This window comes from Streptomyces sp. NPDC030995 (assembly GCF_055571215.1).
On the sequence record NZ_JBVIFS010000001.1, the window covers coordinates 188,634 to 214,885 of the forward strand.

27 protein-coding genes and 2 pseudogenes are annotated in these 26,252 nt (G+C 70.6%); 13 read left to right on the plus strand and 16 right to left on the minus strand.

Annotated features, from left to right (window positions below; translation table 11 throughout):
* Positions 1–122 precede the first annotated feature (122 nt).
* The 8 genes and pseudogenes from ACZ45T_RS00910 to ACZ45T_RS00945 form a co-directional block, all read right to left on the minus strand.
* Positions 123–1,155 (minus strand): annotated as a pseudogene (locus tag ACZ45T_RS00910) (RNA-guided endonuclease InsQ/TnpB family protein).
* A 142-nt stretch (positions 1,156–1,297) separates the two neighbouring features.
* Positions 1,298–2,026 (minus strand): TetR/AcrR family transcriptional regulator, encoded by a 729-nt coding sequence (locus tag ACZ45T_RS00915; RefSeq protein WP_468436034.1) that lies wholly within the window; start codon positions 2,024–2,026, stop codon positions 1,298–1,300.
* 11 nt (positions 2,027–2,037) lie between these two features.
* Entirely contained in the window at positions 2,038–2,445 is a 408-nt protein-coding gene (locus ACZ45T_RS00920; protein ID WP_468436036.1) for a thiol-disulfide oxidoreductase DCC family protein, read from the minus strand.
* Positions 2,446–2,466: 21 nt separating this feature from the next.
* Positions 2,467–2,871 (minus strand): hypothetical protein, encoded by a 405-nt coding sequence (locus tag ACZ45T_RS00925; RefSeq protein WP_468436038.1) that lies wholly within the window; start codon positions 2,869–2,871, stop codon positions 2,467–2,469.
* Positions 2,872–2,983: 112 nt separating this feature from the next.
* Positions 2,984–3,742, minus strand: coding sequence for an alpha/beta fold hydrolase (locus tag ACZ45T_RS00930; RefSeq protein ID WP_468436040.1), 759 nt, complete (start codon positions 3,740–3,742; stop codon positions 2,984–2,986).
* 51 nt (positions 3,743–3,793) lie between these two features.
* Positions 3,794–4,342, minus strand: a complete 549-nt coding sequence (locus tag ACZ45T_RS00935) for a hypothetical protein (RefSeq protein ID WP_468436042.1) — start codon at positions 4,340–4,342, stop codon at positions 3,794–3,796.
* 82 nt (positions 4,343–4,424) lie between these two features.
* Positions 4,425–4,772 (minus strand): hypothetical protein, encoded by a 348-nt coding sequence (locus ACZ45T_RS00940; RefSeq protein ID WP_468436044.1) that lies wholly within the window; start codon positions 4,770–4,772, stop codon positions 4,425–4,427.
* A gap of 124 nt (positions 4,773–4,896) precedes the next feature.
* Complete coding sequence (locus ACZ45T_RS00945) at positions 4,897–6,018, minus strand: serine hydrolase domain-containing protein (RefSeq protein ID WP_468436046.1); 1,122 nt, start codon at positions 6,016–6,018, stop codon at positions 4,897–4,899.
* Positions 6,019–6,193: 175 nt separating this feature from the next.
* Here ACZ45T_RS00945 and ACZ45T_RS00950 point away from each other — a divergent pair, with 175 nt between their 5' ends.
* The 5 genes from ACZ45T_RS00950 (at position 6,194) to ACZ45T_RS00970 (ending at position 9,342) form a co-directional block, all read left to right on the plus strand.
* Positions 6,194–7,378, plus strand: a complete 1,185-nt coding sequence (locus ACZ45T_RS00950; protein ID WP_468436048.1) for a helix-turn-helix domain-containing protein — start codon at positions 6,194–6,196, stop codon at positions 7,376–7,378.
* 108 nt (positions 7,379–7,486) lie between these two features.
* Entirely contained in the window at positions 7,487–7,660 is a 174-nt protein-coding gene (locus ACZ45T_RS00955; RefSeq protein ID WP_468436050.1) for a hypothetical protein, read from the plus strand.
* The gene (locus ACZ45T_RS00960) at positions 7,653–7,886 is read left to right on the plus strand and encodes a hypothetical protein (protein WP_468436052.1); all 234 of its coding nucleotides are present in this window, start codon (positions 7,653–7,655) and stop codon (positions 7,884–7,886) included. Before ACZ45T_RS00955 ends, ACZ45T_RS00960 begins: the two co-directional genes overlap by 8 nt.
* Positions 7,883–8,992 carry a hypothetical protein gene (locus ACZ45T_RS00965; RefSeq protein ID WP_468436054.1) on the plus strand — a complete coding sequence of 370 codons (1,110 nt, stop codon included), beginning with the start codon at positions 7,883–7,885 and terminating at the stop codon, positions 8,990–8,992. Before ACZ45T_RS00960 ends, ACZ45T_RS00965 begins: the two co-directional genes overlap by 4 nt.
* Entirely contained in the window at positions 8,989–9,342 is a 354-nt protein-coding gene (locus ACZ45T_RS00970) for an ASCH domain-containing protein (RefSeq protein ID WP_468436056.1), read from the plus strand. Before ACZ45T_RS00965 ends, ACZ45T_RS00970 begins: the two co-directional genes overlap by 4 nt.
* Positions 9,343–9,515: 173 nt before the next feature.
* Here the strand turns inward: ACZ45T_RS00970 and ACZ45T_RS00975 are convergent, their stop codons facing one another.
* From ACZ45T_RS00975 to ACZ45T_RS00995, 5 genes are all read right to left on the minus strand, one after another.
* Positions 9,516–10,292, minus strand: a complete 777-nt coding sequence (locus tag ACZ45T_RS00975) for a succinate dehydrogenase iron-sulfur subunit (RefSeq protein WP_468436058.1) — start codon at positions 10,290–10,292, stop codon at positions 9,516–9,518.
* Positions 10,292–12,046 (minus strand): succinate dehydrogenase flavoprotein subunit, encoded by a 1,755-nt coding sequence (gene sdhA, locus ACZ45T_RS00980; RefSeq protein ID WP_468436060.1) that lies wholly within the window; start codon positions 12,044–12,046, stop codon positions 10,292–10,294. The genes ACZ45T_RS00975 and sdhA overlap by 1 nt, the downstream gene beginning before the upstream one ends.
* 23 nt (positions 12,047–12,069) lie before the next feature.
* Positions 12,070–12,561 (minus strand): succinate dehydrogenase hydrophobic membrane anchor subunit, encoded by a 492-nt coding sequence (locus ACZ45T_RS00985; protein ID WP_468436062.1) that lies wholly within the window; start codon positions 12,559–12,561, stop codon positions 12,070–12,072.
* A gap of 5 nt (positions 12,562–12,566) precedes the next feature.
* Entirely contained in the window at positions 12,567–12,947 is a 381-nt protein-coding gene (gene sdhC / locus ACZ45T_RS00990) for a succinate dehydrogenase, cytochrome b556 subunit (RefSeq protein ID WP_360897357.1), read from the minus strand.
* Between the two features lie 152 nt (positions 12,948–13,099).
* The gene (locus ACZ45T_RS00995; protein WP_468436065.1) at positions 13,100–13,705 is read right to left on the minus strand and encodes a 2-oxo-4-hydroxy-4-carboxy-5-ureidoimidazoline decarboxylase; all 606 of its coding nucleotides are present in this window, start codon (positions 13,703–13,705) and stop codon (positions 13,100–13,102) included.
* Positions 13,706–14,061: 356 nt separating this feature from the next.
* Between ACZ45T_RS00995 and ACZ45T_RS01000 the strand changes: the two genes are divergently transcribed.
* Positions 14,062–14,814, plus strand: coding sequence for an RNA polymerase sigma factor (locus ACZ45T_RS01000; RefSeq protein WP_468436978.1), 753 nt, complete (start codon positions 14,062–14,064; stop codon positions 14,812–14,814).
* Entirely contained in the window at positions 14,814–15,848 is a 1,035-nt protein-coding gene (locus tag ACZ45T_RS01005; RefSeq protein ID WP_468436067.1) for a hypothetical protein, read from the plus strand. The genes ACZ45T_RS01000 and ACZ45T_RS01005 overlap by 1 nt, the downstream gene beginning before the upstream one ends.
* Before the next feature lie 273 nt (positions 15,849–16,121).
* Here the strand turns inward: ACZ45T_RS01005 and ACZ45T_RS01010 are convergent, their stop codons facing one another.
* Positions 16,122–16,991 (minus strand): L,D-transpeptidase family protein, encoded by an 870-nt coding sequence (locus ACZ45T_RS01010; protein WP_468436069.1) that lies wholly within the window; start codon positions 16,989–16,991, stop codon positions 16,122–16,124.
* 179 nt (positions 16,992–17,170) lie between these two features.
* Between ACZ45T_RS01010 and ACZ45T_RS01015 the strand changes: the two genes are divergently transcribed.
* Both ACZ45T_RS01015 and leuE read left to right on the plus strand, forming a co-directional pair.
* Positions 17,171–18,751 carry an acyl-CoA mutase large subunit family protein gene (locus ACZ45T_RS01015; RefSeq protein ID WP_468436071.1) on the plus strand — a complete coding sequence of 527 codons (1,581 nt, stop codon included), beginning with the start codon at positions 17,171–17,173 and terminating at the stop codon, positions 18,749–18,751.
* A gap of 45 nt (positions 18,752–18,796) precedes the next feature.
* The gene (leuE, locus tag ACZ45T_RS01020; RefSeq protein WP_468436073.1) at positions 18,797–19,447 is read left to right on the plus strand and encodes a leucine efflux protein LeuE; all 651 of its coding nucleotides are present in this window, start codon (positions 18,797–18,799) and stop codon (positions 19,445–19,447) included.
* A gap of 29 nt (positions 19,448–19,476) precedes the next feature.
* On the opposite strand, the gene ACZ45T_RS01025 is transcribed toward leuE, so the two are convergent.
* The gene (locus tag ACZ45T_RS01025) at positions 19,477–20,820 is read right to left on the minus strand and encodes a polysialyltransferase family glycosyltransferase (RefSeq protein WP_468436075.1); all 1,344 of its coding nucleotides are present in this window, start codon (positions 20,818–20,820) and stop codon (positions 19,477–19,479) included.
* Positions 20,820–21,800 (minus strand): glycosyltransferase family 2 protein, encoded by a 981-nt coding sequence (locus tag ACZ45T_RS01030; RefSeq protein WP_468436077.1) that lies wholly within the window; start codon positions 21,798–21,800, stop codon positions 20,820–20,822. The genes ACZ45T_RS01025 and ACZ45T_RS01030 overlap by 1 nt, the downstream gene beginning before the upstream one ends.
* Before the next feature lie 176 nt (positions 21,801–21,976).
* Here ACZ45T_RS01030 and ACZ45T_RS01035 point away from each other — a divergent pair, with 176 nt between their 5' ends.
* The 4 genes and pseudogenes from ACZ45T_RS01035 to ACZ45T_RS01050 all read left to right on the plus strand — a co-directional run bounded on the left by ACZ45T_RS01035 (position 21,977) and on the right by ACZ45T_RS01050 (position 26,210).
* Positions 21,977–23,362, plus strand: coding sequence for a DUF6716 putative glycosyltransferase (locus ACZ45T_RS01035; RefSeq protein WP_468436079.1), 1,386 nt, complete (start codon positions 21,977–21,979; stop codon positions 23,360–23,362).
* Positions 23,363–23,373: 11 nt separating this feature from the next.
* Positions 23,374–23,730: pseudogene (locus ACZ45T_RS01040) on the plus strand (cytidylyltransferase domain-containing protein); the annotation flags it as partial.
* Positions 23,731–24,135: 405 nt separating this feature from the next.
* On the plus strand, positions 24,136–25,044 hold the full coding sequence (locus ACZ45T_RS01045; RefSeq protein ID WP_468436980.1) for an N-acetylneuraminate synthase family protein: 909 nt from the start codon (positions 24,136–24,138) through the stop codon (positions 25,042–25,044).
* Positions 25,041–26,210, plus strand: coding sequence for a hypothetical protein (locus ACZ45T_RS01050; RefSeq protein ID WP_468436982.1), 1,170 nt, complete (start codon positions 25,041–25,043; stop codon positions 26,208–26,210). Before ACZ45T_RS01045 ends, ACZ45T_RS01050 begins: the two co-directional genes overlap by 4 nt.
* The last annotated feature ends 42 nt before the right edge of the window (positions 26,211–26,252 follow it).

Here is a 26,252-nt window from a genome sequence, read left to right on the forward strand (position 1 = left end):
AGGCCACCGGTCGAGTTCCGCGAACTCCGGAACAGGTCGGCCAGCACGCCTCAATGGTGCAGATCTGGCAGAAGAAGGACTACTTGACATCCTCCCCTTCGTGAACGACGGGGATTCCTACCTCACGCTGCCTGGCGGACCCGCGGTCCGTCAGGTCTTCCACGATCAGCGGTAGCCGGGGTGAGACCAGCCCGGACGTGGGGGCACCTCCCAGCGGTAGCTGGGGGACATCACGCGTGCGGAGTTCTTGTCCCGAGGGGAGACGGCTCCGCACGCGGTGCACGTGTACGTACGCTCTGACAGCGGCGTTCGAAGTCCGTCACGACGCGCTTGGCCCACTTGCGGGCGGTGTCCTGCCGCTGCCGTGCGATCTTCTTGTGCGCCTTCGCGGCCTGCCGCTTCGCCTTGCGGTAGCCCTTGGACGCGCCCTGCCCTCGTTTCGGTTTCCGGCGAGCCATCATCCGCTGGTAGCCGGCCAGCTTCCCAGCAGCCTTTTTCCCGTGTTCGGGGTGCGGGAGGTCATGTGCGTCGCTGGTGGTGGTGGCGGTCTCCTGAACACCCCAGTCGATGCCGATCACCGCACCGGACTCGGGGAGTGGCCGTGTCTCTGTCTGGACGACGAAAGACGCGTACCAGTGGCCGAGGCTGTCGCAGTGGATACGGACGCTGGATGGCTCGGCGGGCAGTTCACGCGACCACACAACCGTCAGCGATATACCGCCCGCCAGGTGGAGACGGCCGTCCTTCAATCGGAAGCCACTACGGGTGTAGTTGAGGGTCGGATCCGTCAGTTCCTTCTTCTTGAAGCGGGGCATCCCGGCCCGCTGTCGCATCGGCAGTCGCCGCCTTGATGTCCTTCAACGCCTTGGCGCGGGATGCGGCGAAGTTCCGAATGATCTGCTGCTGCGGCACACTGCCACCCGCGCGCAGCCACTCATGCTCACCGCGCCAACCAGTCAGCATCTTGTCGAGACCGGCAGGACTGCACTTCTCTCCGGCCTTTTGCGCCGCCCTGGATTCAGCCACACACTCATTCCACACCCACCGGCACCGGTCCCACTCGGACAGCAAGGCCGCGCGGGCGGAAGACGACACACGCAGACGGAAGGTGTAGCGGGCGCGCCCGCCCTCCCCGACCTCCGCCAGTGCCGCCATAGCGCCAAGCTAGAGCCGCAGCCCGCTTCGTTCCTGGGAATCCCGGTACCCCACCCGAACGAGTGATCGACCACCCACACCAACCGACGCGCCCTCAATCACCAGACCCTCCAACTGCCGGAGGCCACCGTGCGGTCCGGGCCTACGCGGGGTCGGGGTCCGAGGCCCGCTTGCGTGCCCCCGCCGTCGCCGTCTGGGCCATGCCGGGCAGGAAGTCCGCGAACAGCTCGTGCACTTCGCGCACCAGCGGCCGCAGCACCCGGAACCGGGCCAGCACGATGCCCCGCGTCGTCAGCTGCGCGCCGCGCTCGGCGAGCCGCCGCGTCTTCTCGCTGTTCGGGGAGCGGTCGAAGACCCAGTACAGGACCAGGCCCATCTGCGAGAGCCACATCAGCTCCGGCAGTACGTCGGCCAGCTCGGCCGGCACCTTGGTCTTCGCACCCGCCAGCACCTCGCGGTGGATGTCGATGGCCGCCTGGCGCGCCACCTCCGATTCCGGCGAGAACGGGCTGAGCGGACTTTCCGGGTCCGCCGCGTTCTTGAAGAACTGCGAGGCGAACTCGTGATAGGGGGCCGCGATGTCCATCCAGCTCGTCAGCACGCCCGCGAGCCGCTTCTGCAGATCGGTCTCGCTGTCCAGGATGGGCCGGACCGCCGCCTGGTGGGCGGCGCCGATCCGGTCGTAGAACCCCTGGACCAGGTGTTCCTTCGATTCGAAGTAGTAATAGGCGTTGCCGACCGAGACACCGGCCTCCTTGGCGATACCCCGCATGGTCGTCTTGTCGAACCCGCGCTCCTGGAAGAGCCGGAGCGCGGTTTCGAGGATGAGCGTGCGGGTCTGCTCGCTCTTGGGAGCCTTCTGATCAGTCACGGTGTATGAGCCTATCGGGGGACGGAGCACTGGTCGTCACAGGCCGGTCCTTCAAGGCCCTGCGGGTGGCCTTCGGTCCGTACCGCCTCCCGCCATCGGGAGGCCGTGTACATGGCCGCCCGGGCGAAGGGCCGCCCGGCGGGGGTGGCCAGCCAGTTGGCCTTCGGCCGGTGTTCGACCAGCGCCCAGAGGCACACGATGAAGGCGTCGGTGCCGGTCCACACCTGCCCCGAGTCCCCGACGACGGTGATCTCCCGGAGCGTCGACGCGTGGTCGAGCTGCGGGAACCGCCGCCGCGCCTCGTGGGACGCGGCGGGGACCAGTGCGAGCGGGACCAGCCAGCGCTGCGCGAGCAGCCAGTGCCGGATGTGTACGCAGAGCGGGCAGCCGGCGTCGTAGAGGACGGTCAGATTCCGCACTGCTCGGGTGGGTGTCACCGGTCAGGCCCCGGCCGGTGCGGTCCACCCCTGCGGGGCGACGGGCGGAGTCTGCTGGCGTTCCATGATTCCGCGGCGGCGCATCTTGTTCAGCACCCACACGTTTCCGAGGTGCATGACCCCGAGGACCAGCAGGACGACGCCGAGCTTGACCGAGAGCGCCTCGAAGAGCTCGCGGGCGGTGCCGATCTCCTTGCTCGACCGCAGGAAGAGGGTCACGAAGCCGATGTTCACGAGGTAGAAGCCGACCACGAGAAGCTGGTTGACGGCGTCCGCCAGCTTCTCGTTCCCCTGGAGGACGTCGCCTATGAAGACGCGGCCGTTGCGGCTGAGCGTACGGGCCACCCAGACGGTGAGCCCGATGCTGATGAGCAGGTAGATGACGTACGTGACCACGGTGAGGTCCATTGCCCCAGCCCCCTTGAACGCGTTCAACTGCTGACGTCTCTGACTGTAGGGCGTTTTTTGAACAAGTTCAAGCTAAGTGCTCGGGGGCTCAGTGGCTCAGTGGCTCAGTGGTTCAGCGGCGCAGGAACTCCAGCATCAGTCCGGTGATCTCCGCAGGACGCTCCAGGGAGGGGAGGTGGCCGGCCCAGGGCAGTTCGCGGTGGACGGCGCCCGGGACGAGGGCGGGGAGCTCGGCGGCGGCGCCGCGGAAGTCCGGGAGGTCGTGGGCGCCGCCGATGGCCAGGACGGGGGCCTTGATCGCGGCCAGGTCGGCCGGGGGCCCGGGCAGCTCGTGGCCCCCGGTCGCGGCCAGGGCGCCCCGGAGGTTGCCGAGCTGCATGGCCCGTACGAGGTCGTGCGCGTCGGCGTCGGCGTCGGGGCCCAGCCAGGTGCGGGCATTGAGCTCGGCGGCGCCGGCCAGGTCCTCCGCGTCGACGAGGGCTTCCTCGGCCGCGCGGAACTCCATGAGCTCCGGGCTCGCTTCCCGGCCACCCGGCATCCCCGGGCAGAGCAGCAGCAGCGAGGTCACCAGCTCGGGGTGCAGCGCGGCGAGCTGGAGGGCTATCCGGCCGCCGTAGGAGCTGCCGACCAGGGCGGCCCGGCGGATCCCGAGGTGGTCCAGCAGCTCCCGTACGTCGCCGCCGTCGCTGTACGGGGCCTCGGCGGCGGGGGAGTCCCCGCAGGTGCGGAAGTCCAGCCGGACCACGCGGAAGCCGGCCTCGGCCAGCGGCCGCCATTGGGGCTCCCACATCCGGCGGTCACAGACGGAGGAGTGCAGCAGAACGACGGCGGGGCCGTCCGAGGGCCCGTCCACATCATGAGAAATAGTCATCCGGCGATCTTCGCCGGACCGCGCCCGGACCGCCAGCGCGTTTCGGATCCCTCAGAAGCTCAGCGACCGCGCGTAGTTGACCTGCGTCATCACCCACACGTACGTGTTCGCGTCCACCGCCGGGATCATCGTGGCGTGGTGGCGGCCACCGCTGGTCACCGTGATCTGGATGTAGCCGGTGGTGGTCTTCTCCTTCATCAGCAGGAAGAGCAGACCGAGCAGGCAGAACAGGAAGAAGACGATCGCGAGCACGATCGCGTGCGTCGGCAGCTTCTCCTCCGTGCGCGAGAAGTCGGTCGCGTTCCACATCGCGCCCTTGAGCGGCATGGACCCCGACGGGGTGATGATCTGGTCCCCGGCGATGGTGATGTCGCCGAGGGACAGGCCGGGGCCGCCGACCGGGGCGGCGGGGTAGCCCGCCGGGGCCGGGATGCCCGCGCCGCCGATGGTCGGCTGGTAGGCCGGGGCCGTCGGGTAGGGCTGCGGGTATCCGTAACTGGCCTCGCCCGGCCCCCACTTGTAGTCGCCCTGGCCGGGCGTGCCGGGCTGGGCGCCCTGGTTGGGGTCGCTCGCGTAAGGATTCGGCTGCTGCTCACTCATGTGGCCGATCCTTCCACAGGCACCCCGGGCTCGGTACGGGCTCCGCCGACGCCGACCCCAGGGCCTGTCCTTCGGATCGGGCCTAGTTGCCGAACGCGACGCCGCCCTGAACGATCCAGGTGCCGCTGTCCGAGTAGGCGGACCACTGGCCGCTGTTCATCTTGCGCCAGGGGCCCCGGCGGACGGCGCAGCCCCGGCCGTCGCACGTCTCGACCTGGACGGCGTAGTACGTGTAGCCGTAGTTGTAACACCTGGCCTGGGCGAAGTGCTGGTCGCCGGAGACCTCTTGGTTGCAGTACCCCGCCGCTGCCGACGCCGACATGACCTCGGCCACCCGCACCGGCGAAGACGCGTTGGCGGGCATCACGAGGGCTGCGGACGCGGCGAGCATGGAGGCGCCGATCACGGCGGCCTTCTGTATGAACGACATGGTCGTTGTCTCTCCCCGTTGCGAATGGACAGCCGCGGGTCAGCGGCTGTGGCGCAACGGTAGGGCAACTCCCTTATGATTTACGTGAGTTGATCGAATGGCGCTCAGCTCTGCCGGGCATGGTTCAGAAGGCCGCCTCGGCGAGCTTGCCTATGTGGGCCACCATCGTGTCGGGGTCCGTGGTGACGGGCGTGAAGGAATAGACGAGCACGCGACGGCCGTCCGCGGTACCGAAGACCCCGTTCACGTTCGGGTACATCGAGCCGGACTTGCCCCAGACGTAGCTGCCGTCGTCCATCTTGTGCCGGATCAGACCGCCCGTGCTGTAGGCGTTCTGCGCGTCCCCCGCGAGCTCGGGCATGGCGAACAGCTGACGTTGCTGCTCGGGCGGCAGCAGACGGCCGCGCAGCAGGGTGCCGAGGAAGCGCTCCAGGTCGGGGCCGTTGGAGATCATGCCGCCCTCCGCCCAGGCCCACGGCTCGATCGCGACGGGGGCGGTGAGCGAGGGGCTCGGGAGCGAGGTGTCCCCGGCCCGGGGGACGTAGGTGTGGCGCAGGCCGAGCGGGCGGGTGATGCGGCGCTGGACCTCGTCGGCGTAGGAACGGCCGGTCACCTTCTCGATCACCATGCCGAGGACGAAGTAGTTGGCCCCGTTGTACTGCTGCGCGGTGACGGGGTACTGGGGCGCGGGGCAGGCGGGATCGGTCCAGTGGGTGAGCACCTGCGCCGGCGTCGGCGCGCCGTCCTTGGGGAAGGGCACGCACGGCTTGCCCAGGCCGCTGGTGTGGCTCAGCAGCCGGCCGATGGTGATCGGCTCCCACTGCGCGGGGAGGGCGCCGGGCAGCACCTGCTGAACCGGGGTGTCCAGGGTGAGGCGGCCCTCGGCCACCAGCTGCAGCACCACGGTGGACGTGAACAGCTTGGTGATGCTGCCGATACGGAAGCTCGCCTCCGGGTCCTCCGAGAGCGGCCCGGTGGCCCCGGTCCACCGCACGCCCGGCCCGCCCACCCGGACCATGGTCCCGCTCGCGACGTCGCCCGGGGCCATCAGCGGGGCCAGCTCGGCGGTGTCGGGCGTCTGGTGCCCGCGGAGGCTGCCCGTCACGGGGGCGGTGGGCCGTTCGGCCGCCGAGGCGGGCAGCACGGCCCCGGCGGTGACCGACACGAGGGCCGCGCCGGCAGCGACGAGGGAGATCCAACGGGTCGTGCGGGAGGCGGAGTTCGCGCTGTTCGCGGTGTTCGTCATGCGGTCGAGCTTGCCCGTGCGGGTGATCCACGGACCATGGGTGACACCCCCCACCCGCCCCCCACTTGCCCCCTACTGAACAGCGCGACGCCCCCTCCCGGCCCGAAGGCTGAGAGGGGGCGATTTTGTCGTGTACCGGTACCGTTCTGGTGTCGAGTCAGAACTGGAGCCCAGTATGCATGCTCTTCCTCATGACCACACCGGCGCGCGCATCAAGCGCCTGCGCCTCGAACGCCACCTCACCCAGACGGCGCTGTCCGACCTCTCCGGAGTCCCCTACAGCACCCTCACCAAGGCCGAGCAGGGCGTGAAGCCCGCGAGCCCGTACGTCATCGGCCAGATCGCCCGAGCCCTCCGTGTCGAGGTTTCCACGGTCACGGGCCAGCCGTACGTCAATGAACTCCGCGAGGACCAGCTGGACGTCCTCGTCCGTCCGATCCGCGAAGCCCTCGACGTGTACGACCTCGGCGCCGACCCCGACATCACCCCCCGCCCCCACCAACTGCTCGCCGACGACGCTGAAGCGCTCCTCGTCGCCGTCCGCGCCGGGGAGATCAAGCAGGCCGCCACCCTGGTTCCGGGGCTCATCCAGGAGGTCACCACGGCCGCACACGCGGCCCCGAGTCACGAGGGCTGGCTCCTCCTGGCCAGCACGTACCGCTCTGCCTACGACGTGACTTCGAAGCTCGGCTACAGCGACCTGGCGGCCATCGCCCTCGCCCGCATGGACTGGGCCGCTGAACGCGGCTCCAGCGCGGCACTAGGCGGGATCTACCGCTACATGCGCGCCCTCACCTACCTCCGCGACGGCCAATACCGCACCGGCCAGCGGCTCACCACCCTCGGCCTGAGCATCCTGGAGCAGGCCGATCCCGGGCACGAACGGGAGGTCGTCACCGGACAGCTCCACCTCGGCGCGGCAGTCATGGCCGGCCGTTCCAAGGACCAGGGGAAGGCGGAAGGGCACCTGGCCGAGGCCGAGCGGATCGCCGCCGGCACCGGGGAGGCGGCCAAGGTGCACTATCTGGCGTTCGGCCCGACGAACGTGAAGGTCCACCGCGTCTCCGTCCTGGCCGAGCTGGACGAGTACGGGCAGGCCGCGCAGACGGGTCGCAGTGTGCAGGTCCCGCAGGACTGGCCGCAGTCGAGGAAGTCGCACCACTACGCGGAGCTGGCCCGAGCGCAGCTGTGGACCGGCGACCTGCACACCAGCTTCGAGAACCTGCTGAAGGCGCGGAAGGCTGCGCCGCAGCAGGCCCGCTATCACCAGACGGTGCGGGACACCTACTCGGGGCTGGAGGCGGCACACCGCCAGCTGCCGGACTCGTTCCTCTCGTACGGCAACTGGCTGGGGGTATAGCACCCTGTTAGGCCTTGGCCCCAGTTATCACCAACTCGTGGTAGCTGGGGCCTTGTTGTGCCCTCACCCTGGTCTCACCACCCGCTGACGACGGTAGGGAGTGACCCTGTGACCAGCAACATCACGCAGAGCTGTGCCCGGAACGTACTGAGTATCGACAGCCCGGACTCCTCGCGTCTGGGCATTCGCGCGGCGGGTGAGCCCAGCGCCGAACTCCTCGACCGCGCCATGGTCGGCTGGGAGCGCTTCACCGGCGCCGACGAGGAGGAGCCGGATGTCTGAGGTGTACGAGTACGTACCGCACCGCCTGCTGCGCAAGCGGGTGCGCGACATCGCGTCCGGCGCCGAGGGCGAGTTGATGGCTGTCATCAACGAGAACGTGTCGAGCTCGGCGGTCAACGAGCACTGGGTGGAGCTGGCCTACATCCGGCTTCCATCCGGTCGTGAGATCACGACCGTCGTCGACAACATCGAGTCCGTCTTGCCCATCCCAGGGAGCGACACATGACCGCTCACCCCGTTTCGCCGAACACTGTGCTCGCCAACGCCCTGACCAGCGCCGAGGACGTCCTCGCGCCGCGCATTCACGCGGCCGGGCCGGACCGCATCACCTTCGGCGTCGGTACGCAGATCAATGGTGCACCCCACGTCGGCACGAGCCTGGTCCAGGCTCTCACCTTCGCGGCTGCGGCCCGGACACGTGACCGCTACGGGCTCCCCGTTGCCGTCGCCTTCGGGGCCCTCGACAACGCGCCGTACGAGATCACCGTTGACCCATCGACAGGACACCGCTACCAGCGCGCCTACGCCCAGGCCATCGGCGAGGAGAGGACCGGTGCGCAAGTCGACGAGCTGTACCGGCCCCTCTTCGAAGCCCTGTCGGAGGCGACCGGCGTGACGTACCGCGTCGAGATGTATTCGGACCAGCAGCGCGGCGAGGACTACCGCCGCACTTGGCTGCGGCTGCTGCCCCGAATCGACGCCTGCCGGTGGTGGCTGGCCCCGTCGACGGGCGTCCCGCACGTGCGTGTGCCCTGCCTCGAACCCGACTGCGGTTGGGCGGAAAAGCATGCCGAGCGGACCCGGGTCGTCATGGAGCGCAGGGACTGCGCCCAGGTCCACGCCCACTGCCTCCACCACGGCCCGTACAGCGAGCTCATCGGTCCCGACCACGGCGCCTACCTCGACCTCGCCACGCTGTACCGAAACCTGGTCAAAGAACTCGCTCTGTCCACCGACTCCGGCACCCTGCACGTCATGGTCAAGGGCGGTGACTGGGTGTTCGGCTCCCACCTCGTCGACGGTGCTCTCCAGGCGGCTGGGCTCACCCAGGGCCAGCTCCCTGCTCGCCTGTTCTGCCCGCAGATCGTCACCGATACAGGCGCAAAGCTGTCCAAATCTCTGATCCGTGAGGGGCGTTCACCGCTGCCTGACGGTGCAGAACCCTGGATGCTGGACACTCGGTTGTGGTCCGGCTCGTTGTCCGAGTACGCCGAGCGGCTACTGGCGCTGGCTGAAGTCCTCTTCTCGGACCCGCGCCACTTCTTCCGCTCGTACTCGGCGGCTGAACTGGGCCGCGTGATGACGACAGCAGGGAGCCGTACTCCAGCATGAGCACCAAGCCCCACAACCGGATCCACCACCTGAACCTCTACCGTCGCTATTTCGAACTGGTCGCCGCCGGACAGAAGACGATCGAGGTCAGGGTGAAGTACCCGCATCTCGCAGACCTCGCCGCAGGAGACCGGATCAGCTTTCGGATCAAGGGCGCCGACGACGTGTGTCACGTCGAGGTGGTGCGAGTGACCGAGTACGACGGATTCGAGGCCCTCCTGGACGGCGAGGGACCGGAGCAGGTCAATCCCACCTCCAGCCGAGAACAGCAACTCGCCAACATTCGGGCTATTTACGGGGCCGAGAAGGAAGCACTGGGGGCCCTGGCCATTGAGATCAGGCTGGCCTGATTCCGGCCGGGGCCACTCCCTGACCGTAGTGCCGGGGCGCCGACTGGCTGACCGACCTCGGCTGCCAGATACGACGAAGGCCCCGCCCCCACGGACAAGATCCGGAGGGTGGGGCCTCGACGTCCACCGGCCTCGGCTGAGGCCGACGGACGGAGTCAGGCGCGTCGAGAAGGCTAGAAGCGGCGCGTGATCAGCGCACGCTTGACTTCCTGGATCGCCTTCGTGACCTCGATGCCACGCGGGCACGCGTCGGTGCAGTTGAAGGTCGTGCGGCAGCGCCACACGCCGTCCTTGTCGTTCAGGATCTCCAGCCGCTGCTCGCCGGCCTCGTCACGCGAGTCGAAGATGAAGCGGTGCGCGTTGACGATCGCCGCCGGGCCGAAGTACTGGCCGTCGTTCCAGAACACCGGGCACGAGGACGTGCACGCGGCGCACAGGATGCACTTGGTGGTGTCGTCGAAGCGCTCGCGGTCCTCGGCGGACTGCAGGCGCTCGCGCGTCGGCTCGTTGCCCTTGGTGACCAGGAACGGCATGACGTCGCGGTAGGCCTGGAAGAAGGGCTCCATGTCGACCACGAGGTCCTTCATCACCGTGAGGCCCTTGATGGCCTCGACGGTGATCGGCTTCTCCGGGTTGATGTCCTTGATCAGCGTCTTGCAGGCGAGCCTGTTCTTGCCGTTGATCCGCATCGCGTCGGAGCCGCAGATGCCGTGCGCGCACGAGCGGCGGAAGGTCAGCGTGCCGTCGAGGTCCCACTTGATCTTGTGGAGACCGTCGAGCACGCGCTCCTTCGGGTCGATCTCGACCTGGAAGTCCTGCCAGGTCGACTCGTCCGAGATCTCCGGGTTGAAGCGGCGGATCCGGAACGTGACCGTGATGAAGGGGGAAGCCGCGGCCGCCGCCTCCATCTCGTCCATCTTGTCCGTCTTGGACAGGGTCGGGGTTCCCATCAGTACTTACGCTCCATCGGCTGGTAGCGGGTGACGACGACGGGCTTGTAGTCCAGCCGGACGGAGTCCTTGCCGTCGTCGCCGACCTCGCGGTACGCCATGGTGTGGCGCATGAAGTTGACGTCGTCGCGGTTCGGGTAGTCCTCGCGGTAGTGACCGCCGCGGGACTCCTTGCGCGCCAGCGCGGACACGGCCATGACCTCGGCCAGGTCGAGCAGGTTGCCCAGCTCGATGGCCTCAAGCAGGTCCGTGTTGAAGCGCTTGCCCTTGTCCTGGACGGACACGTTCTTGTAGCGCTCGCGCAGCTCCGCGATCTTCTCGACCGCGGTCTTGATGGTCTGCTCCGTACGGAACACCATCACGCACGCGTCCATCGTCTCCTGGAGCTCCAGACGCAGCTCGGCGACCCGCTCGTTGCCCGTGGAGTTGCGCAGGTGCTCGACGAGGTCGATGACCTGCTGCGCCGGGTTCTCCGGCAGCTCGACGTAGTCGTTGGCGTGGGCGTACGCGGCGGCCGCGATGCCCGAGCGCTTGCCGAAGACGTTGATGTCCAGCAGCGAGTTGGTGCCCAGGCGGTTCGCGCCGTGCACCGACACGCACGCGACCTCGCCGGCCGCGTACAGGCCGGGGACGACGGTGGTGTTGTCGCTGAGGACCTCACCCTCGACGTTGGTCGGGATGCCGCCCATGGCGTAGTGCGCGGTGGGCTGGATCGGGATCGGGTCCGTGTACGGCTCGATGCCCAGGTAGGTGCGCGCGAACTCGGTGATGTCCGGGAGCTTCGCGTCGAGCTGCTCCGGCGGCAGGTGCGTCAGGTCCAGGTACACGTGGTCACCGGCGGGACCGCAGCCGCGGCCCTCACGGATCTCGGTGTAGATGGAGCGCGAGACGACGTCACGGGACGCGAGGTCCTTCATGACCGGCGCGTACTTCTCCATGAAGCGCTCGCCGTCCTTGTTGCGGAGGATGCCGCCCTCACCGCGGGCGCCCTCCGTCAGCAGGATGCCCATGCGCCAGATGCCCGTCGGGTGGAACTGGAAGAACTCCATGTCCTCCAGCGGCAGACCGCGGCGGTAGCAGGCCGCCTGGCCGTCACCCGTGAGGGTGTGCGCGTTCGAGGTCACCTTGAAGAACTTGCCGGTGCCGCCGGAGGCGTAGATGACGGCCTTCGCCTGGAACACGTGGATCTCGCCGGTGGCGAGCTCGTACGCGACCACACCGGCCGACTTCTTGACGCCGTCCTCCTCGACCAGGAGCTGGTCCAGGACGTAGAACTCGTTGAAGAACTCCACGCCCTCCTTGACGCAGTTCTGGTACAGCGTCTGGAGGATCATGTGACCGGTGCGGTCCGCGGCGTAGCAGGACCGGCGGACCGGGGCCTCGCCGTGGTTGCGCGAGTGGCCGCCGAAGCGGCGCTGGTCGATGGTGCCGTCCGGGGTGCGGTTGAACGGCAGGCCCATCTTCTCCAGGTCGAGGACCGCGTCGATGGCCTCCTTCGCCAGGATCTCGGCGGCGTCCTGGTCGACCAGGTAGTCACCGCCCTTGACCGTGTCGAAGGTGTGCCACTCCCAGTTGTCCTCTTCCACGTTGGCCAGCGCGGCGGCCATGCCGCCCTGCGCGGCGCCCGTGTGGGAGCGGGTGGGGTAGAGCTTCGTCAGCACGGCGGTGCGGCTGCGCTTCGTCGACTCGATGGCGGCGCGCATGCCCGCGCCACCCGCGCCGACGATGACGGTGTCGTACTTGTGGATCTTCATTGGTTTCGCCTCAGCCCCGTTGCCTAGCGGATGTTCGGGTCGAAGGTGAAGATCACCAGCGTGCCCAGAAGGATGGTGAACACCGTGGCGGTGTAGAGCAGGCCCTTCAGCCACAGCCGCGTGTTGGCACGCTCCGCGTAGTCGTTGATGACGGTACGCAGGCCGTTGGCGCCGTGCAGCATCGCCAGCCACAGCATCAGCAGGTCCCAGACCTGCCAGAACGGGGACGCCCAGCGGCCGGCCACGAAGGCGAAGCCGATCTTGGAGACGCCGCCGTCGAGCACCAGCTGGATCAGCAGGTGGCCGATGACGAGGACGACGAGCACGATGCCCGAGAGGCGCATGAAGAGCCACGCGACCATCTCGAAGTTGCCGCGGGTCGAGCGCGGGGTCTTGCCCGTGCGCTTGCGCGGGGCCTCGATGTAAGGCGCGGGGTTGTCGACGTCGTAGAGGGAAACTCCCTCGACGTCGCCGACGGCCTTGGTCATGTCGACGGAAGAAGTGTCAGAGGACATGCGTGTCACTTCCCGAACAGTTCAAGGTAGGCGTGGTTCAGGACGGGGTAAACGGCCCCGGCCATCAGCACGATCCAGACGCCCACGACGCTCCAGAGCATCTGCTTCTGGTAGCGGGGGCCCTTGGACCAGAAGTCCACGGCGATGACACGGAGACCGTTGAGCGCGTGGAACAGGATTGCGGCGACGAGGCCGTACTCCAGCAGCGCGACGATCGGAGTCTTGTAGGTAGCCACGACATCGTCGTACGCCTCGGGAGAGACGCGGACGAGAGCGGTGTCGAGGACGTGTACGAACAGGAAGAAGAAAATGAGGACGCCGGTGACTCGATGAGCCACCCAGGACCACATTCCTTCCCGGCCGCGGTACAACGTTCCAGCCGGCACGGAAAACCCTCCGGAAGCGGGGCGGGGGCCAGCCGGCTTCTTTGTCGGTCGGGCCCGGCCGGGTACGGTCCTCCGGCCCCGGACATCGTAGCGACGCTTTGTCGGTTCCTTCGCCCGGGGGTCATCGGTGTGATCAAACAGCCACGGACGGGCTATCCCACAGGGGCGAATAGCCTGAATTCGTCGCCAGATACCCCATCCGCGGAGGTCAGCCAGCGCGTCATGTCGGCCAGCCGGGTCCGCGCGACGCGCCGCAGCTCGTCGGCGGAGATCGAGCGCTCCTCGTCCACCTCGTGCCCCATCCGCCGGCGTATCGCCGCCAGCAGCTGGTCCGCCTGCTCCTCCGGCGGGTGCCCGTCGAGGCTGATCACGAAGGCGTGGCCGAACTTCCGCTCGTATTCCGCGTGGGCCGCGTCGAGGGCGAGCAGCGCCGCGTACGGGGCCCCGTGCCCCAGTTCCGCCGAGCACTCGGCGGCCAGCGCCTCCGTCAGGTCCGCCTGCGAGAGGTCGTACGAGGCCTCGTCCGCGGCGGCGAGTAGGGCGCCGGTGTCGGGGTAGGGGCGGTGCGTGGCCAGCCGGTGCGCCCAGCGCCGGCTTCCACAGCAATGCAGCAGGACGGCGTGGGCGACTTCGGGGGACAGGGCGTTGAACCGCACCAGTCCGGAGCCGTGGGAAGGGTCGGAGCTGCCGCGGGCCTGTGCCGGAAGATGGCTGGACAGCAGGGGGCTCCTCGGGGCGCGGCGCGGATGTGCCGCCACGCTATCGACGCGAGGCAGGGTGTGTCGTACCCGTGCAGGGTTTTCACCCGGAAGTGAGCCGAAAGGATGACGCCCCGTGCCACGGACGGACACTTACTCTGGCGCGGATCGCGCGAGCCGGGGACGGGGAGGGCGACCGAGGCCGCCACCCCCCACAGGAGAGGCCCCGGCCGCCGTCCGTCACGGACTCGTGCGACAAGCCCGTATCCCTGTCAGCGCCCCGAGTGCGTTTTGTGTCACACCTCGCTCCGCACAGGAATGGTTGCTCGTTGTACCAGTCGTGGACGTGAGGTACTTGAAAGCCGTAACGTGCTGATTTGCGCCACACGTACAGGACAGTGAACGGGTTGGGGACTTTGCTGGGGGACGACGCGGAGCTGACCGCCGCGGTGCTCGCGGCGCAGGGCGGCGACGAGAACGGATTCCGCGCTGTGTACCGCGCCGTGCACCCGCGCCTGCTCGGTTACGTACGCACGCTCGTCGGAGACGGCGACGCGGAGGACGTGACCTCGGAGGCCTGGCTGCAGATCGCCCGCGACCTCGACTCCTTCACCGGCGACGCCGACCGCTTCCGCGGCTGGGCCGCCCGCATCGCCCGCAACCGGGCCCTCGACCACATCCGCATGCGCGGCCGCCGCCCCGCCATCGGCGGCGACGACACCGAGCTCACCGCGTGGGCCGCCGACTGCGACACCGCGGGCGCGGCGATGGAGTCCCTCTCCACCGGCCGGACCATGGCGCTCATCGCGCAGCTGCCGCAGGACCAGGCCGAGGCCGTCGTCCTGCGGGTCGTGGTCGGACTGGACGCCAAGAGCGCGGCCGAGACCCTCGGGAAGCGGCCCGGCGCCGTACGGACGGCCGCCCACCGCGGTCTGAAGAAGCTGGCCGAGCTGCTCGCCGCACAGGGCCTGGAGGGCGGGTTCGAGCCGACCTCGGACACCGCCTCCGACCCGGCCACGCCGGTCGGTCATAATGCCGATGGCCAGCCGTGGGACGGCGGGGACGGGAGGGATCTCGACGCCGTACCCGCGCAGCGCGGCCGGGGCAGGGGCTTCGTGGAACAAACCGGTGTGACGCATTCACGTTGGCGGACGCAGAAGGACATGTGATGGCCGACGAGCGCAACAGGTGGCTGGACGAAGCCGCGGCGGACAGACTGCTGCGCGGCGAACCGGTGGAACCTGTGGGTCCGGCCGCCGACCGGCAGGCCCGCATCGAGGCCGCCCGGCTGCGCGCCGCCCTCGACGCCCTGGCCCCCTCGGCCGAGCTGCCGCCCGCCGGCACGGAGCTGCCCGGCGAGGCCGCGGCGCTGGCCGCCTTCCGCGTGGCGCGCGGTTCCTCGGGCCGCCCCTCGGCAGCCGCATCGGGCGCACCCGGCGAACCACTGATCGATCTCGGCCGCGTCGTCCCCGCGCACGCGCGCACACATGTGCACGCACCCGCGCCCCGGCGCCGCCGCACCGTGAGCTTCGGCCTGGCGGCGGCTCTGGCGAGCGTCGCCGTCGGCGGGCTGGCCGCCGCGGCCGGCGCCGGGCTGCTGGAACGCTCCCGGCACGACAGCGCGGGACCCGGACCGGCCCTGTCCATCAGCGCCGACGAGAACCCGGCGCCGGGCATCGGCACCGGTGCCCCGAGCCCCGCCGCGACGCTGCGGTCCACCCCGCTGCCGGACGGCTCGAACACCGGGGCCACCCCGGGCGCGACGCAGTCGCCGGGCGCGGACGGGCGTACGACAACGGGGACCGGGAACAGCGCCGGGACCTCGTCGGGCACCTCGGCGACCGGCGGCGGCTCGGGCAAGGACACCCAGGGCGGCCAGAGCGGCGCGGGCGGCAAGGACGGGACCGAGGACACCTTCGGCACCGGAGATCCCACCAAGGACCGCGAGACGGAGAACCGCCTCAAGGCCGTGGACCTCTGCAAGGACTACCGGTCGGGCCGCATCAACGACGACCGCCGTGAGCGGCTCTCGCGCCTGGCCGACGGCCTGGCCCGGATTCCGAAGTACTGCGAGACGGTGCTGGACGGGGACTCCGGCGCCAAGCGCGGCGACGCCCCGCAGGAGGACGGGACCCTCAGGGCTCCGAGCCGCCTGACGCCGGCCGTTCCGCTGGGTTCGACGGGACTGCTGACCGGTCGCTGACACATGCGCCGGCCTGTGCGGAAACAGGTGCGGAAACAGGTGCGGAAACAGGTGCGGAAACATGTGCCGACCTGCCTGTAACACTTTTCGAGGCGGTGGCGCAGTACATATCGAGCCGACTGGTCATCGGCCGCGCATGAGCCGGGGTTCCCCCCGTACCCCTGGGCTCTGCGCAACCGGCGCGGGCGGGGCACGTTCCCCCGGCCCTGCCCGCGCCCTTTACTTCTCGACCAGGAGGGACCGGAGACCGGTCCCGGCCCCCGGCCCACGACCTCACCAGTAGACGACGACCTTGTCGCCGGCCTGCACCTGGTTGAAGAGCGCCGACAGCTTGCCCTTGTCCCGGACGTTCACGCAGCCGTGCGAGGCGCCGGCGTAGCCGCGGGCCGCGAAGTCGGCCGAGTAGTGCACGGCCTGGCCGCCGCTGAAGAACATCGCGTACGGCATGGGCGTGTGGTAGATCGTCGACACCCAGTCCTTCTCCTTGCGGTCCACCTTGAACTCGCCCTCGCGGGTCGGGGTGTTCTCCGAGCCGAAGCGCACGTCCATCGTGGAGACGATCTTGCCGTCGATCATCCAGGCGAGGGTGCGGCTCTCCTTGCTGATGCACATCACCCGGCCCGTCATGCAGCGCGGGTCCGGAGCGTCGACCTCGTTGACGGTCGGCGGGCGCAGCTCGTCGGCGGTGGGCTTCTTGGAGAGGCTCTGGATCTTCTTCCAGCTGGCCTCGTCGACCGAACCGGTCGCGTTCAGGCTGTGCTTCGACTGGAAGGACTTGACCGCGGCCGTCGTCTTCGAGCCGTAGAAGCCGGTCGGCGCGACCGTCATCAGCTTGAGCTGCTTCAGCCGGGCCTGGAGCTCGCGCACCTGCTCGCTCTCGTCGCCGTTGGCCATGATCTGCTTCACCGAGGGCGAAGGCGAGGCCGACGGGGAGGCCGAAGCGGAGGGCGAGGCCGACGGCGATGCGTCGCCGGGCTTGTTGTCGGACGGTGAGGCTTCGGGGGAGGCGCCCGCCACGGGCGAAGACGAAGCCGAGGAAGCGGAGCCGGCGGACTCAGCTTTCTGCGGCCCGCAGGCGGTCGCGGCGAGCGCGACGGCGGTTGCCACCCCGATCGTGCGGATTATGACTCTTTGGCGCTGCATTGCAGTCCCCCGATTTCTACGTCGTGTATCTAGGTGATGCCTCGCGCGCGTGGAGAGTTGCACTGGGTCCCGGGATGTTGCGCCATTGTGACCAGCAACCGTCCGCAGCCTTACGAAGCGATATGCGGGGACGGTTGTATCAGCCCCGGGCCCGGTTGCTCCACGGAGGTCTTCGTCACATGGCACGCACCGAGAGCGGTATCCCGATCGAACCCGTCTACGGGCCCGGCGACCTGACGGGGTGGGACCCGGCGGACCAACTGGGCGAACCGGGCGACTTCCCCTACACGCGGGGGATTTATCCCACGATGTACACCGGCCGGCCCTGGACCATGCGGCAGTACGCCGGTTTCGGCACGGCCACCGAGTCCAACGCCCGCTACCGGCAGCTCATCGCGGGCGGCGGCACCGGGCTGTCCGTCGCCTTCGACCTGCCCACCCAGATGGGACACGACTCCGACGCCCCGCTCGCGCACGGTGAGGTCGGCAAGGTCGGGGTCGCCGTCGACTCGGTCGACGACATGCGGACGCTGTTCGACGGGATCCCCCTCGACCGGGTCTCCACCTCCATGACCATCAACGCGCCCGCCGCACTGCTCCTGCTGCTCTACCAACTGGTCGCGGAGGAACAGGGCATCTCGGGCGCGCAGCTGACGGGGACCGTCCAGAACGACGTGCTGAAGGAGTACATCGCACGCGGGACGTACATCTTCCCGCCCGAGCCCTCGCTCCGGCTGACGGCCGACACCTTCCGCTACTGCCGGGCCGAGATCCCCAAGTGGAACACCATCTCCATCTCCGGCTACCACATGGCCGAGGCGGGGGCCTCGCCCGCGCAGGAGGTGGCCTTCACCCTCGCCGACGGGATCGCCTACGTCCGTACGGCCCTCGCCGCCGGGATGGCCGTCGACGAGTTCGCGCCCCGGCTCTCCTTCTTCTTCGTCGCCCGCACCACCCTCCTGGAGGAGGTCGCGAAGTTCCGCGCTGCCCGGCGGATCTGGGCCCGGGTCATGCGGGAGGAGTTCGGGGCGCGCGATCCGAAATCGCTGATGCTGCGCTTCCACACCCAGACGGCCGGGGTCCAGCTGACCGCGCAGCAGCCCGAGCTGAATCTCGTACGGGTGGGCGTGCAGGCCCTGGCCGCCGTGCTGGGCGGCACCCAGTCGCTGCACACCAACTCCTTCGACGAGGCGATCGCGCTGCCGACGGAGAAGTCCGCCCGCCTCGCGCTGCGCACCCAGCAGGTCCTGGCGTACGAGACGGACGTGCCGCACACCGTGGACCCCTTCGCCGGGTCGTACGTGGTGGAGCGGATGACGGACGAGCTGGAGGCGGCCGCCCTGGACCTGATGCGGCGGGTCGAGGACCAGGGCGGGGCGGTGGCCGCGATCGAGAACGGCTTCCAGAAGGGCGAGATCGAGCGCAACGCCTACCGCATCGCGCAGGAGACCGAGAGCGGCGAGCGGGTGGTGGTCGGGGTCAACCGCTTCGCGCTGGAGCGGGAGGAACCGTACGAGCCGCTGCGCGTGGACCCGGCCATCGAGGCGCGGCAGTGCGCGGCCCTCTCCCGGCTGCGGGCGGAGCGGGACGGGGCGGCGGTTGCGGCGGCGCTCGCGGCGCTGCGGGAGGCGGCCGGCGGGACGGAGAACGTGCTCTACCCGATGAAGGAGGCGCTGCGGGCCCGGGCCACGGTGGGGGAGGTGTGCGGGGCGCTGCGGGAGGTCTGGGGGACGTACGAACCCGTCGATTCCACCTGGTGAAATCGACTGGACTGACAGGTGCAACCGTGTGGGACACTCCTGCCCATGCTGGGTGTGACAGATCTTCCGACCTACCTCGCCGGCCTGGTGCTGATCATTCTGCTGCCGGGGCCGAACTCGCTCTACGTGCTGTCCGTGGCGGCCCGCCGCGGGGTCCGCACCGGGTACAAGGCCGCCGCCGGGGTGTTCACCGGCGACGCCGTCCTGATGCTGCTGACCGCCGTGGGCGCCGGGGCGCTGCTCCAGGCGAGCCCGCTGGTGTTCACCGTGGTGAAGGTCCTCGGCGCCGGGTACCTGGCGTGGCTGGCCGTGGGCATGATGCGGGGCGCCTGGGCGCTGTGGCGCACGCGCCGGGAGCGGGAGGAGGAGCGGGCCGCCGTCCTGGCCGACCCGGGCGAAAGCGAGCGGCCCTACCGGCGGGCGCTGCTGATCAGCCTCCTCAACCCGAAGGCCATCCTCTTCCTGATGTCCTTCTTCGTGCAGTTCGTGGACCCGTCCTACGCCTACCCGGCCCTGTCGTTCCTGGTCCTGGGCGGCCTGCTGCAGACCGGCAGCTTCCTGTACCTGACGCTGCTGATATTCGGTGGCACCCGCCTCTCGGCCGCGTTCCGCCGCCGCAAGCGGCTGTCGGCCGGGGCGACCTCGGCGGCGGGCGTGCTGTTCCTGGGCTTCGCAGCCAAGCTCGCCGCCGGCTGAGGCGTCGGCCGAGGCCGTGGTCAAGGCCGTCAGCGCAGGACGCGGCGCAGCCACCCGAGCCGCCGTACGGCCCGGCGCACCGCCCGGCTCCGGGGCAGGAACGCCAGCCGGGCCGGGATGCCGCCCGGCAGGCCGAGGGCGGTCAGCCGGCGGCGGGTGAAGTACCGCCAGGTGCGGGGGGCCAGGTGCCCGGCCAGATACGCCTCGGCCGCCGGCCTGCGCGCGGCGAGGATCTGCGGCTGCATGGTGAACCCGACGGCCGTGAGCAGCCCGGCCGGCTCCGCCCGGACCTGCTCGGGCGACGGGGGCGTCCAGGCGCGCACGGCTTCGGCGTCCGCGAGGTCCGGGAGCAGGGCGTCGACCAGGGCCAGCGGCACGCGGTTGCTGTTCGGGTACGGGGTGAGGCGGGCCAGTATGGCGTCGGTCCCGGTGCGCGCGACGGGCAGCCCGTACAGCGTGGCGGCCGTCAGCAGGCCGGTGGAGAAGCAGCCGACGACCAGCGCCGGGCGCAGCCGCTGGTAGAGGGCCTCGGCCAGCACCGGGGTGCTCGTCACGGTGAGCCGGGCGCCGAGCCGTTCGGCCTCCGCCGCGGCCCGGCGGGAGTACGCGGCCGGGGCGCTGGGATGCGACTTGAAGACCAGCTCGCGGTGGCCCAGCGCGTACGCGCCCCGGACCATCGAGGCGTGCAGCTCCTCCTCCTCGTCCGGGGACATGAGATCGAGCGCCGACAGGTACTGGCCCAGCAGGAGCGCCGGGGCGTCCCCGACGCCGTCCAGGTCCGCGCCGTGCGAGGGCAGCTCCGCGAGCACCTTGAGGAAGCACTCCGCCGGCACCAGCTCCGCCCGCGCCCCGAACTCCGTCAGCAGCAGCGGCTCCAGCCCCGGCACCAGGTCCAGGTGGAGCACCCGCCGTACGCGCATGCCGATCTGCGGGTCGAGCCGGAAGCGGGTGGGCCCGTAGCTCATCAGCCCGTCGGCGTAGACGTCGACCGCGGCGCCGGGGAAGAGCCGGCACAGGGTCTGGGCCGGCGGCACCTGGAGGGACTCCACGATCAGCTCGACGCGGTCCTCGCCGAGGCCCCACAGCGCGCGCAGCTGCCGTTCCCACAGCGGGACGTCCTCCGCCCGGGGGGCCCAGGTGCTCGGGTGCTGCGGCTCGATGACGCGGTTCCAGTCGAGCACCTCGTCGAAGCGGGTGCGCAGGGCGGCGAAGCCCGGCATGTCCGCGACCCCGGGGGTGACCTCGGCGGTGACGGCGTGGTTGCTGGTCAGCAGGATCCGGCGGTCGGCGGGCGGGAAGCCGCCCGCGTCGATGCCGGCCGCGAGGGTGGCGGCGCCGTAGAGGGTGGAGGCCAGGAAGATCTGGGTGGGCATCAGACGGTCGCCCCCGACGGGGTGCGACGGGCCGGGCGCAGGCGGCGCAGCAGGGTGGAGCGTTCGGCGTCCATCGAGTCCAGGACCTGGTCAAGTACGTCCTGGGGCATGCGGCCGAGCGCGGCCGCGCTCATCGAACGGAGTTTCCTGGCCACGGCCGGTTCGTACCTTTCCATGGATCCGAAATGGTGCGCGATAATTGCACAATACGTTCGGACGGCTTTCGGGAGCAGCAGCTCGGATTCCCGGTCGGTGCGGGTGTCCGCGAGGACTTGATCAAATGCTCGGATGAAATCGAGCTGCCGTTCGTCCCCGATCTGTGTGAGCGAGGTGGAAACTCCGCGCCGATAGAAGATTCCGGGCAGTCCGACCGCGGCGAAGGACTCCGCCTCCCGGTGCAGCCGCCAGATCCACGGCCGGTCCTCCGCCGTCCGCAGGCCGTCGGTGAAGTGCAGCACCCCGCGCTCCAGCAGCCGCCGGTGGTACATGCCGGCCCAGGCGTACGGATAGTCCACCGAGGTGGCCCGGTCGGCGGGCAGGATCGCGGTGCGCGGATCGGCGACGACCGACTCCGGGCCGTACGGGACGCGCTGCACGCTCCGCTGCCGGCCGGTGCACTTCACATGGTCGGTGCGCACGAAATCGCAGCTCAGAGCCTCTATGGTGGCCAGCGTGCGGGCCAGGTGGCCGGGGGCCAGCCAGTCGTCCCCGTCCAGGAAGGCGAGGTACTCGCCGCGGGCCGCGTCCAGACCGGTGTTCCGCGCGGTGGCCAGGCCGCCGTTCCGCCCGTGTCTGAGGTGCACCGCCCCCGGCAGCTCGCGCGCCGCCCGCTCCAGCAGGTCGGGCGTCCCGTCCGTCGAGCAGTCGTCGACGAGCAGGAACTCGAAATCCTCCCGGGCGTTGAGCGCGAGACTCTTCAGGGCATCCGGTGCGTATGTCTGCACGTTGTAGAACGGCACGACAACAGAGAGCTTGGGCACCTGCGAGACATTAGGGCGCCGCCCGGCATTCACTGTGGCCCGGACGCGGATTCCACGTGAACGGCGCGGGGCGGGCGAGTTAACCCGCACGCTTTCGCATTTCGTCGACGCGTTGTTAACCCGCTGTTGTGCGCTCGTTGGGCCGATCACCGAAATCCCGGAATACGTTCTGCCGCGTGCCAGAACGCAAACGCGTCGCCGTACTCGCCGATTCCGATACGCGATGGAAATGGGGCGCACTCACCGCCCGCCGTCTCGTGCCCGACCACCAGCTCACCGGATACCTGCTGCGCGGCCGCGCCACACCCACCGCGCGCCAGCTCGGCGAGGTGGGGGTGACGGCCGACCGGCTGACCGAGGTGACCTGCGCCGAGTTCCTCGCCGGGATCGAACGCGAGGGCTACGACGTGGTCGTCCTCGCGCTCGTCGGCGGAGCCGTCCAGGCCGTCCTGCACGGGGCCCGCGCGCTGTGGCCCGCCCCGGCGAAACGCCCCGTACTCGTCACCGGCTACGTGGGCGTCGTGTACGAGAAGCTCGCCGACGGGCTGCTGCTGCGGCACGGAGCCGACCTCGTCCTCGCCAACTCCCGCCACGACGCCGAGCGTTTCCGCGCCGTGTACGAGGGGGTCGGCGCGGACGCGGGCGCCGTCACCGAGACCGCGCTGCCCTTCCTGGGCGGGGAGCCGTACCAACCGGCCGGGAGCAGGGCCCACACCGTGGTCTTCGCCGTCCAGCCCTCCGTCCCCGACAGCCGCGCCGACCGCGCCTACCTGCTGGAGCGGGCGGCCGGGCACGCGCGGCTGCACCCGGACCGCGAGGTGCTGATCAAGCTGCGCAGCAAGCCCGGAGAGCACACCACGCACCTGGAGGAGCTGCCGTACCAGCGGCTCGCAGAGCGGATCCCGGGCGGCCTGCCCGCCAACTGCCGCCTGGTGTACGGGAACATGGGCGAGGTCCTGGACGGCACCGACCTGCTGGTCACCGTGTCCTCCACCGCCGCCCTGGAGTCCCTGCACCGGTCCATCCCGACGGCGATCCTCACCGACCTCGGCATCCGCGAAGCCCTCGGCAACCACCACTTCCTGGGCTCCGGCTGCCTGGCCTCGTGGGACCAGCTCGACTCCGGCCTGCTCCCGCAGGGGGATCCGGTCTGGCTGGCGGCCCAGGGCGTCCTCCCGGGCCCGGCCGGTCCGGCCGGACCTGTCGGCACGGCCGGTCCTGCCGCTGCGGACGTGCCCGGGCCCGCCGCCGGCTCCGCCGCGGGCGGGGACGCGTACGCCGTCGCCCGGGCGAAGGTCGCCGGGCTGGTGGCCGCGGCCCGACTGCCCGCCCCGGCGCCGTACTACACGCTCACCACCGCCCCCCGGTACCTGCCCGGGATCCTCGCCCGGCACCATCTCGCACCCGACGGCACCCCGCTGCCCGGCGCGGTGCGCCAGGAGGCGGGGGAGTCCCGGCTGCGCCGCCGGCTCCGCGCCCACCTGCGCGAGGCCGCCCGCGGGGCGTACCGGCACGGAGTGCAGCGCGTGGCCCCGGCGATCCGCAGGCTGGGGGAACTGTGAGGGTCCTCGCCGTGATCCCGGCGCGCGGCGGCTCCAAGGGCGTGCCCGGCAAGAACCTCGCCGAGGTCGCCGGCACCCCGCTCGTCGCCCGCGCCGTCCGGGCCTGCCGCGCCGCGCCGACCGTCACCGACGTGGTGGTCTCCACCGACTCCGGGGCGATCGCCGCCGCAGCCCGCGCCGCCGGCGCCGACGTGATCGCCCGCCCGACCGCGATCTCCGGCGACACCGCGAGCAGCGAGGCCGCCGTCCTGCACGCGCTCGCCGCCTTCGAGGAACTGCACTCCCTCACCGTGGACGTGGTCCTCCTCGTCCAGTGCACCAGCCCCTTCCTGACGCCCGGGGAGGTGGAGGCCGTCGCCGCCACCGTGGCCACCGGCGCCGCCGACTCGGCCCTGACCGTGGCCCCCTTCCACGGATTCCTCTGGCGGGAGGACGCCGACGGGTCCGGGACCGGGGTCAACCACGAGACGACGTACCGCCCCCGCCGCCAGGACCGCCCCCAAGACCTGCTGGAGACCGGCGCCGCCTACGCCATGGACGCCGCCGGCTTCCGCACCGCCCGCCACCGGTTCTTCGGCCGCGTCCTTCCCGTCGCCACCGATCCCGCGCGGGTCCTGGAGATCGACGACCCGCACGACCTGGCCCGCGCCCGGCTCCTGGCCCCCCTGCTCGACCCACACCCCGACGCACGCCCCGACGCACGCCCCGACCCGCAGCCCACACCCCTCGCACCCCTGCCCCTCGCATCCCCGCACCGAAGGACGCCCCCTGCCATGACCTCCACGCCCGACTCCCGCCTCCGTACCTTCGGATCGCGCACCGCCGGCCCCGGCCACCCCGTCTACGTCGTCGGCGAGATCGGCATCAACCACAACGGCGACCTCGGCAACGCCTTCGCCCTCATCGACGCCGCCGCCGACGCCGGCTGCGACGCCGTGAAGTTCCAGAAGCGCACCCCGGAGATCTGCACCCCGCGCGACCAGTGGGACATCGAGCGCGACACCCCCTGGGGCCGGATGACCTACATCGACTACCGGCACAAGGTCGAGTTCGGCGAGGAGGAGTACCGCGCCATCGACGAGCACTGCGCCAAGCGCGGCATCGACTGGTTCGCCTCCCCGTGGGACACCGAGGCCGTCGCCTTCCTGGAGAAGTTCGACGTCCCCGCCCACAAGGTGGCCTCCGCCTCCCTCACCGACGACGAGCTGCTGCGCGCCCTGCGCGGCACCGGCCGCACCGTCGTCCTCTCCACCGGGATGTCCACCCCGCAGCAGATCCGCCACGCGGTGGAGGTGCTCGGCAGCGCCAACATCCTGCTCTGCCACGCCACTTCGACGTACCCGGCCAAGGCCGAGGAGCTCAACCTGCGGGTGATCAACACCCTCCGGGAGGAGTACCCCAACGTCCCGATCGGCTACTCCGGCCACGAGACGGGCCTGCAGACCACCCTCGCCGCCGTCGCCCTCGGCGCCACCTTCGTCGAGCGCCACATCACCCTCGACCGCGCGATGTGGGGCTCCGACCAGGCGGCCTCCGTCGAGCCCGGCGGCCTCGCCCGCCTGGTCCGCGACATCCGCACCATCGAGACCGCGCTCGGCGACGGGGTCAAGCGGGTCTACGAGTCCGAGCTCGGCCCCATGAAGAAGCTCCGCCGCGTCCGGGGCGAGCTGGCAGCCGTCTGACCTGCGGTCCGCCCCACCCAGACAAGGAGTACGCGGTGACCCCTTCCGGCCCCACGCTGGCGTTCGTCGAGAGTCCGGTCCAGCTCCTGAACGTGCTGGAGTGGGCCCACGCCCGCAGCACCGTCCCGGCGGAGGGACGCCCCCTGCTCGACGGCGTTCCCCGCCAGGTCCGCTGCGCGGGCACACCGCGGACGCGGATCGTCGTCCTGCCGCCCACCGACCCCATGTCCCGCGGCCAGTTGCGCCGGATGGCCGCGCTGGCGCGGGACGAGGGGTACGAGGTCCGGTGGCAGGAGGCGCGCGGCAGCCGGTTCGCGCCGCTGAAGGCGCTCGCCGCGCTGGCCCGCGACGTACGTGCGGCGCGCACGGTCGTCGTCGGCGATCCCTTCTCGCGCTACGTGCAGCTGCTGCTCACGCTCGTGCGCGCCGAAGAGCTCGTCGTGGTCGACGACGGCACCGCCACCATGGAGTTCGTCGCCCAGACCGCCCGCGGCGAACGCCTCGTCCGCTGGCACCGGGTCGGCGGCGGGGGGCTGCCCGGCCGGGTGCGCGAGCTGGCGTACGCACCCGTCTCGGCGACCGCGCGGCGCCGCTTCGCGCCGCCCCGGGGCAGCGGGCGGCGCGTCGAGGTGTTCAGCTCGATGCCGGTCACCGCGCACGGCGGGATGACGCTGCGGGTCAACGACTTCGCCTGGACCCGCGCCCGGTTCGGCCCGCCGCGCCTGACCAAGGGCACCGACCTGGTCGGCACCTCGCTGGTGGAGACGGGTGTGGTGGACCCGGACCGATACCTGGACGCGGTGCGCGCCCTGACCCTGGAGCACGGCGCCACCCGCTACTTCGCGCACCGCCGGGAGTCCCCGGAGAAGCTGCGTGCGCTGAGCCGGGCGACCGGGCTGGAGATCGTACGCCCGGACCTGCCGCTGGAGCTGATCGCGCGGCGCGGTCCCGTCGGCCGGACGATCGTCAGCTTTCCGTCCACGGTCGTCCACACCCTGCCGTACGCGCTGACCGGTACGGGCGTCACCGTCGCCGTATGCGATGTGGACCCCTCCTGGCTCACCGGGTCCGCCTCCCCGCGTGCCCGCAGCTTCCTCGCCGGGGTCACCGACACCGCTCGTGATGTGCGCAGACTCCCTGCCCAGACGGCTTCCACGGCCGGATGAGCGCGCGAGTTTACCCCCGCGTGCATCCCGTCATGCGTCCAG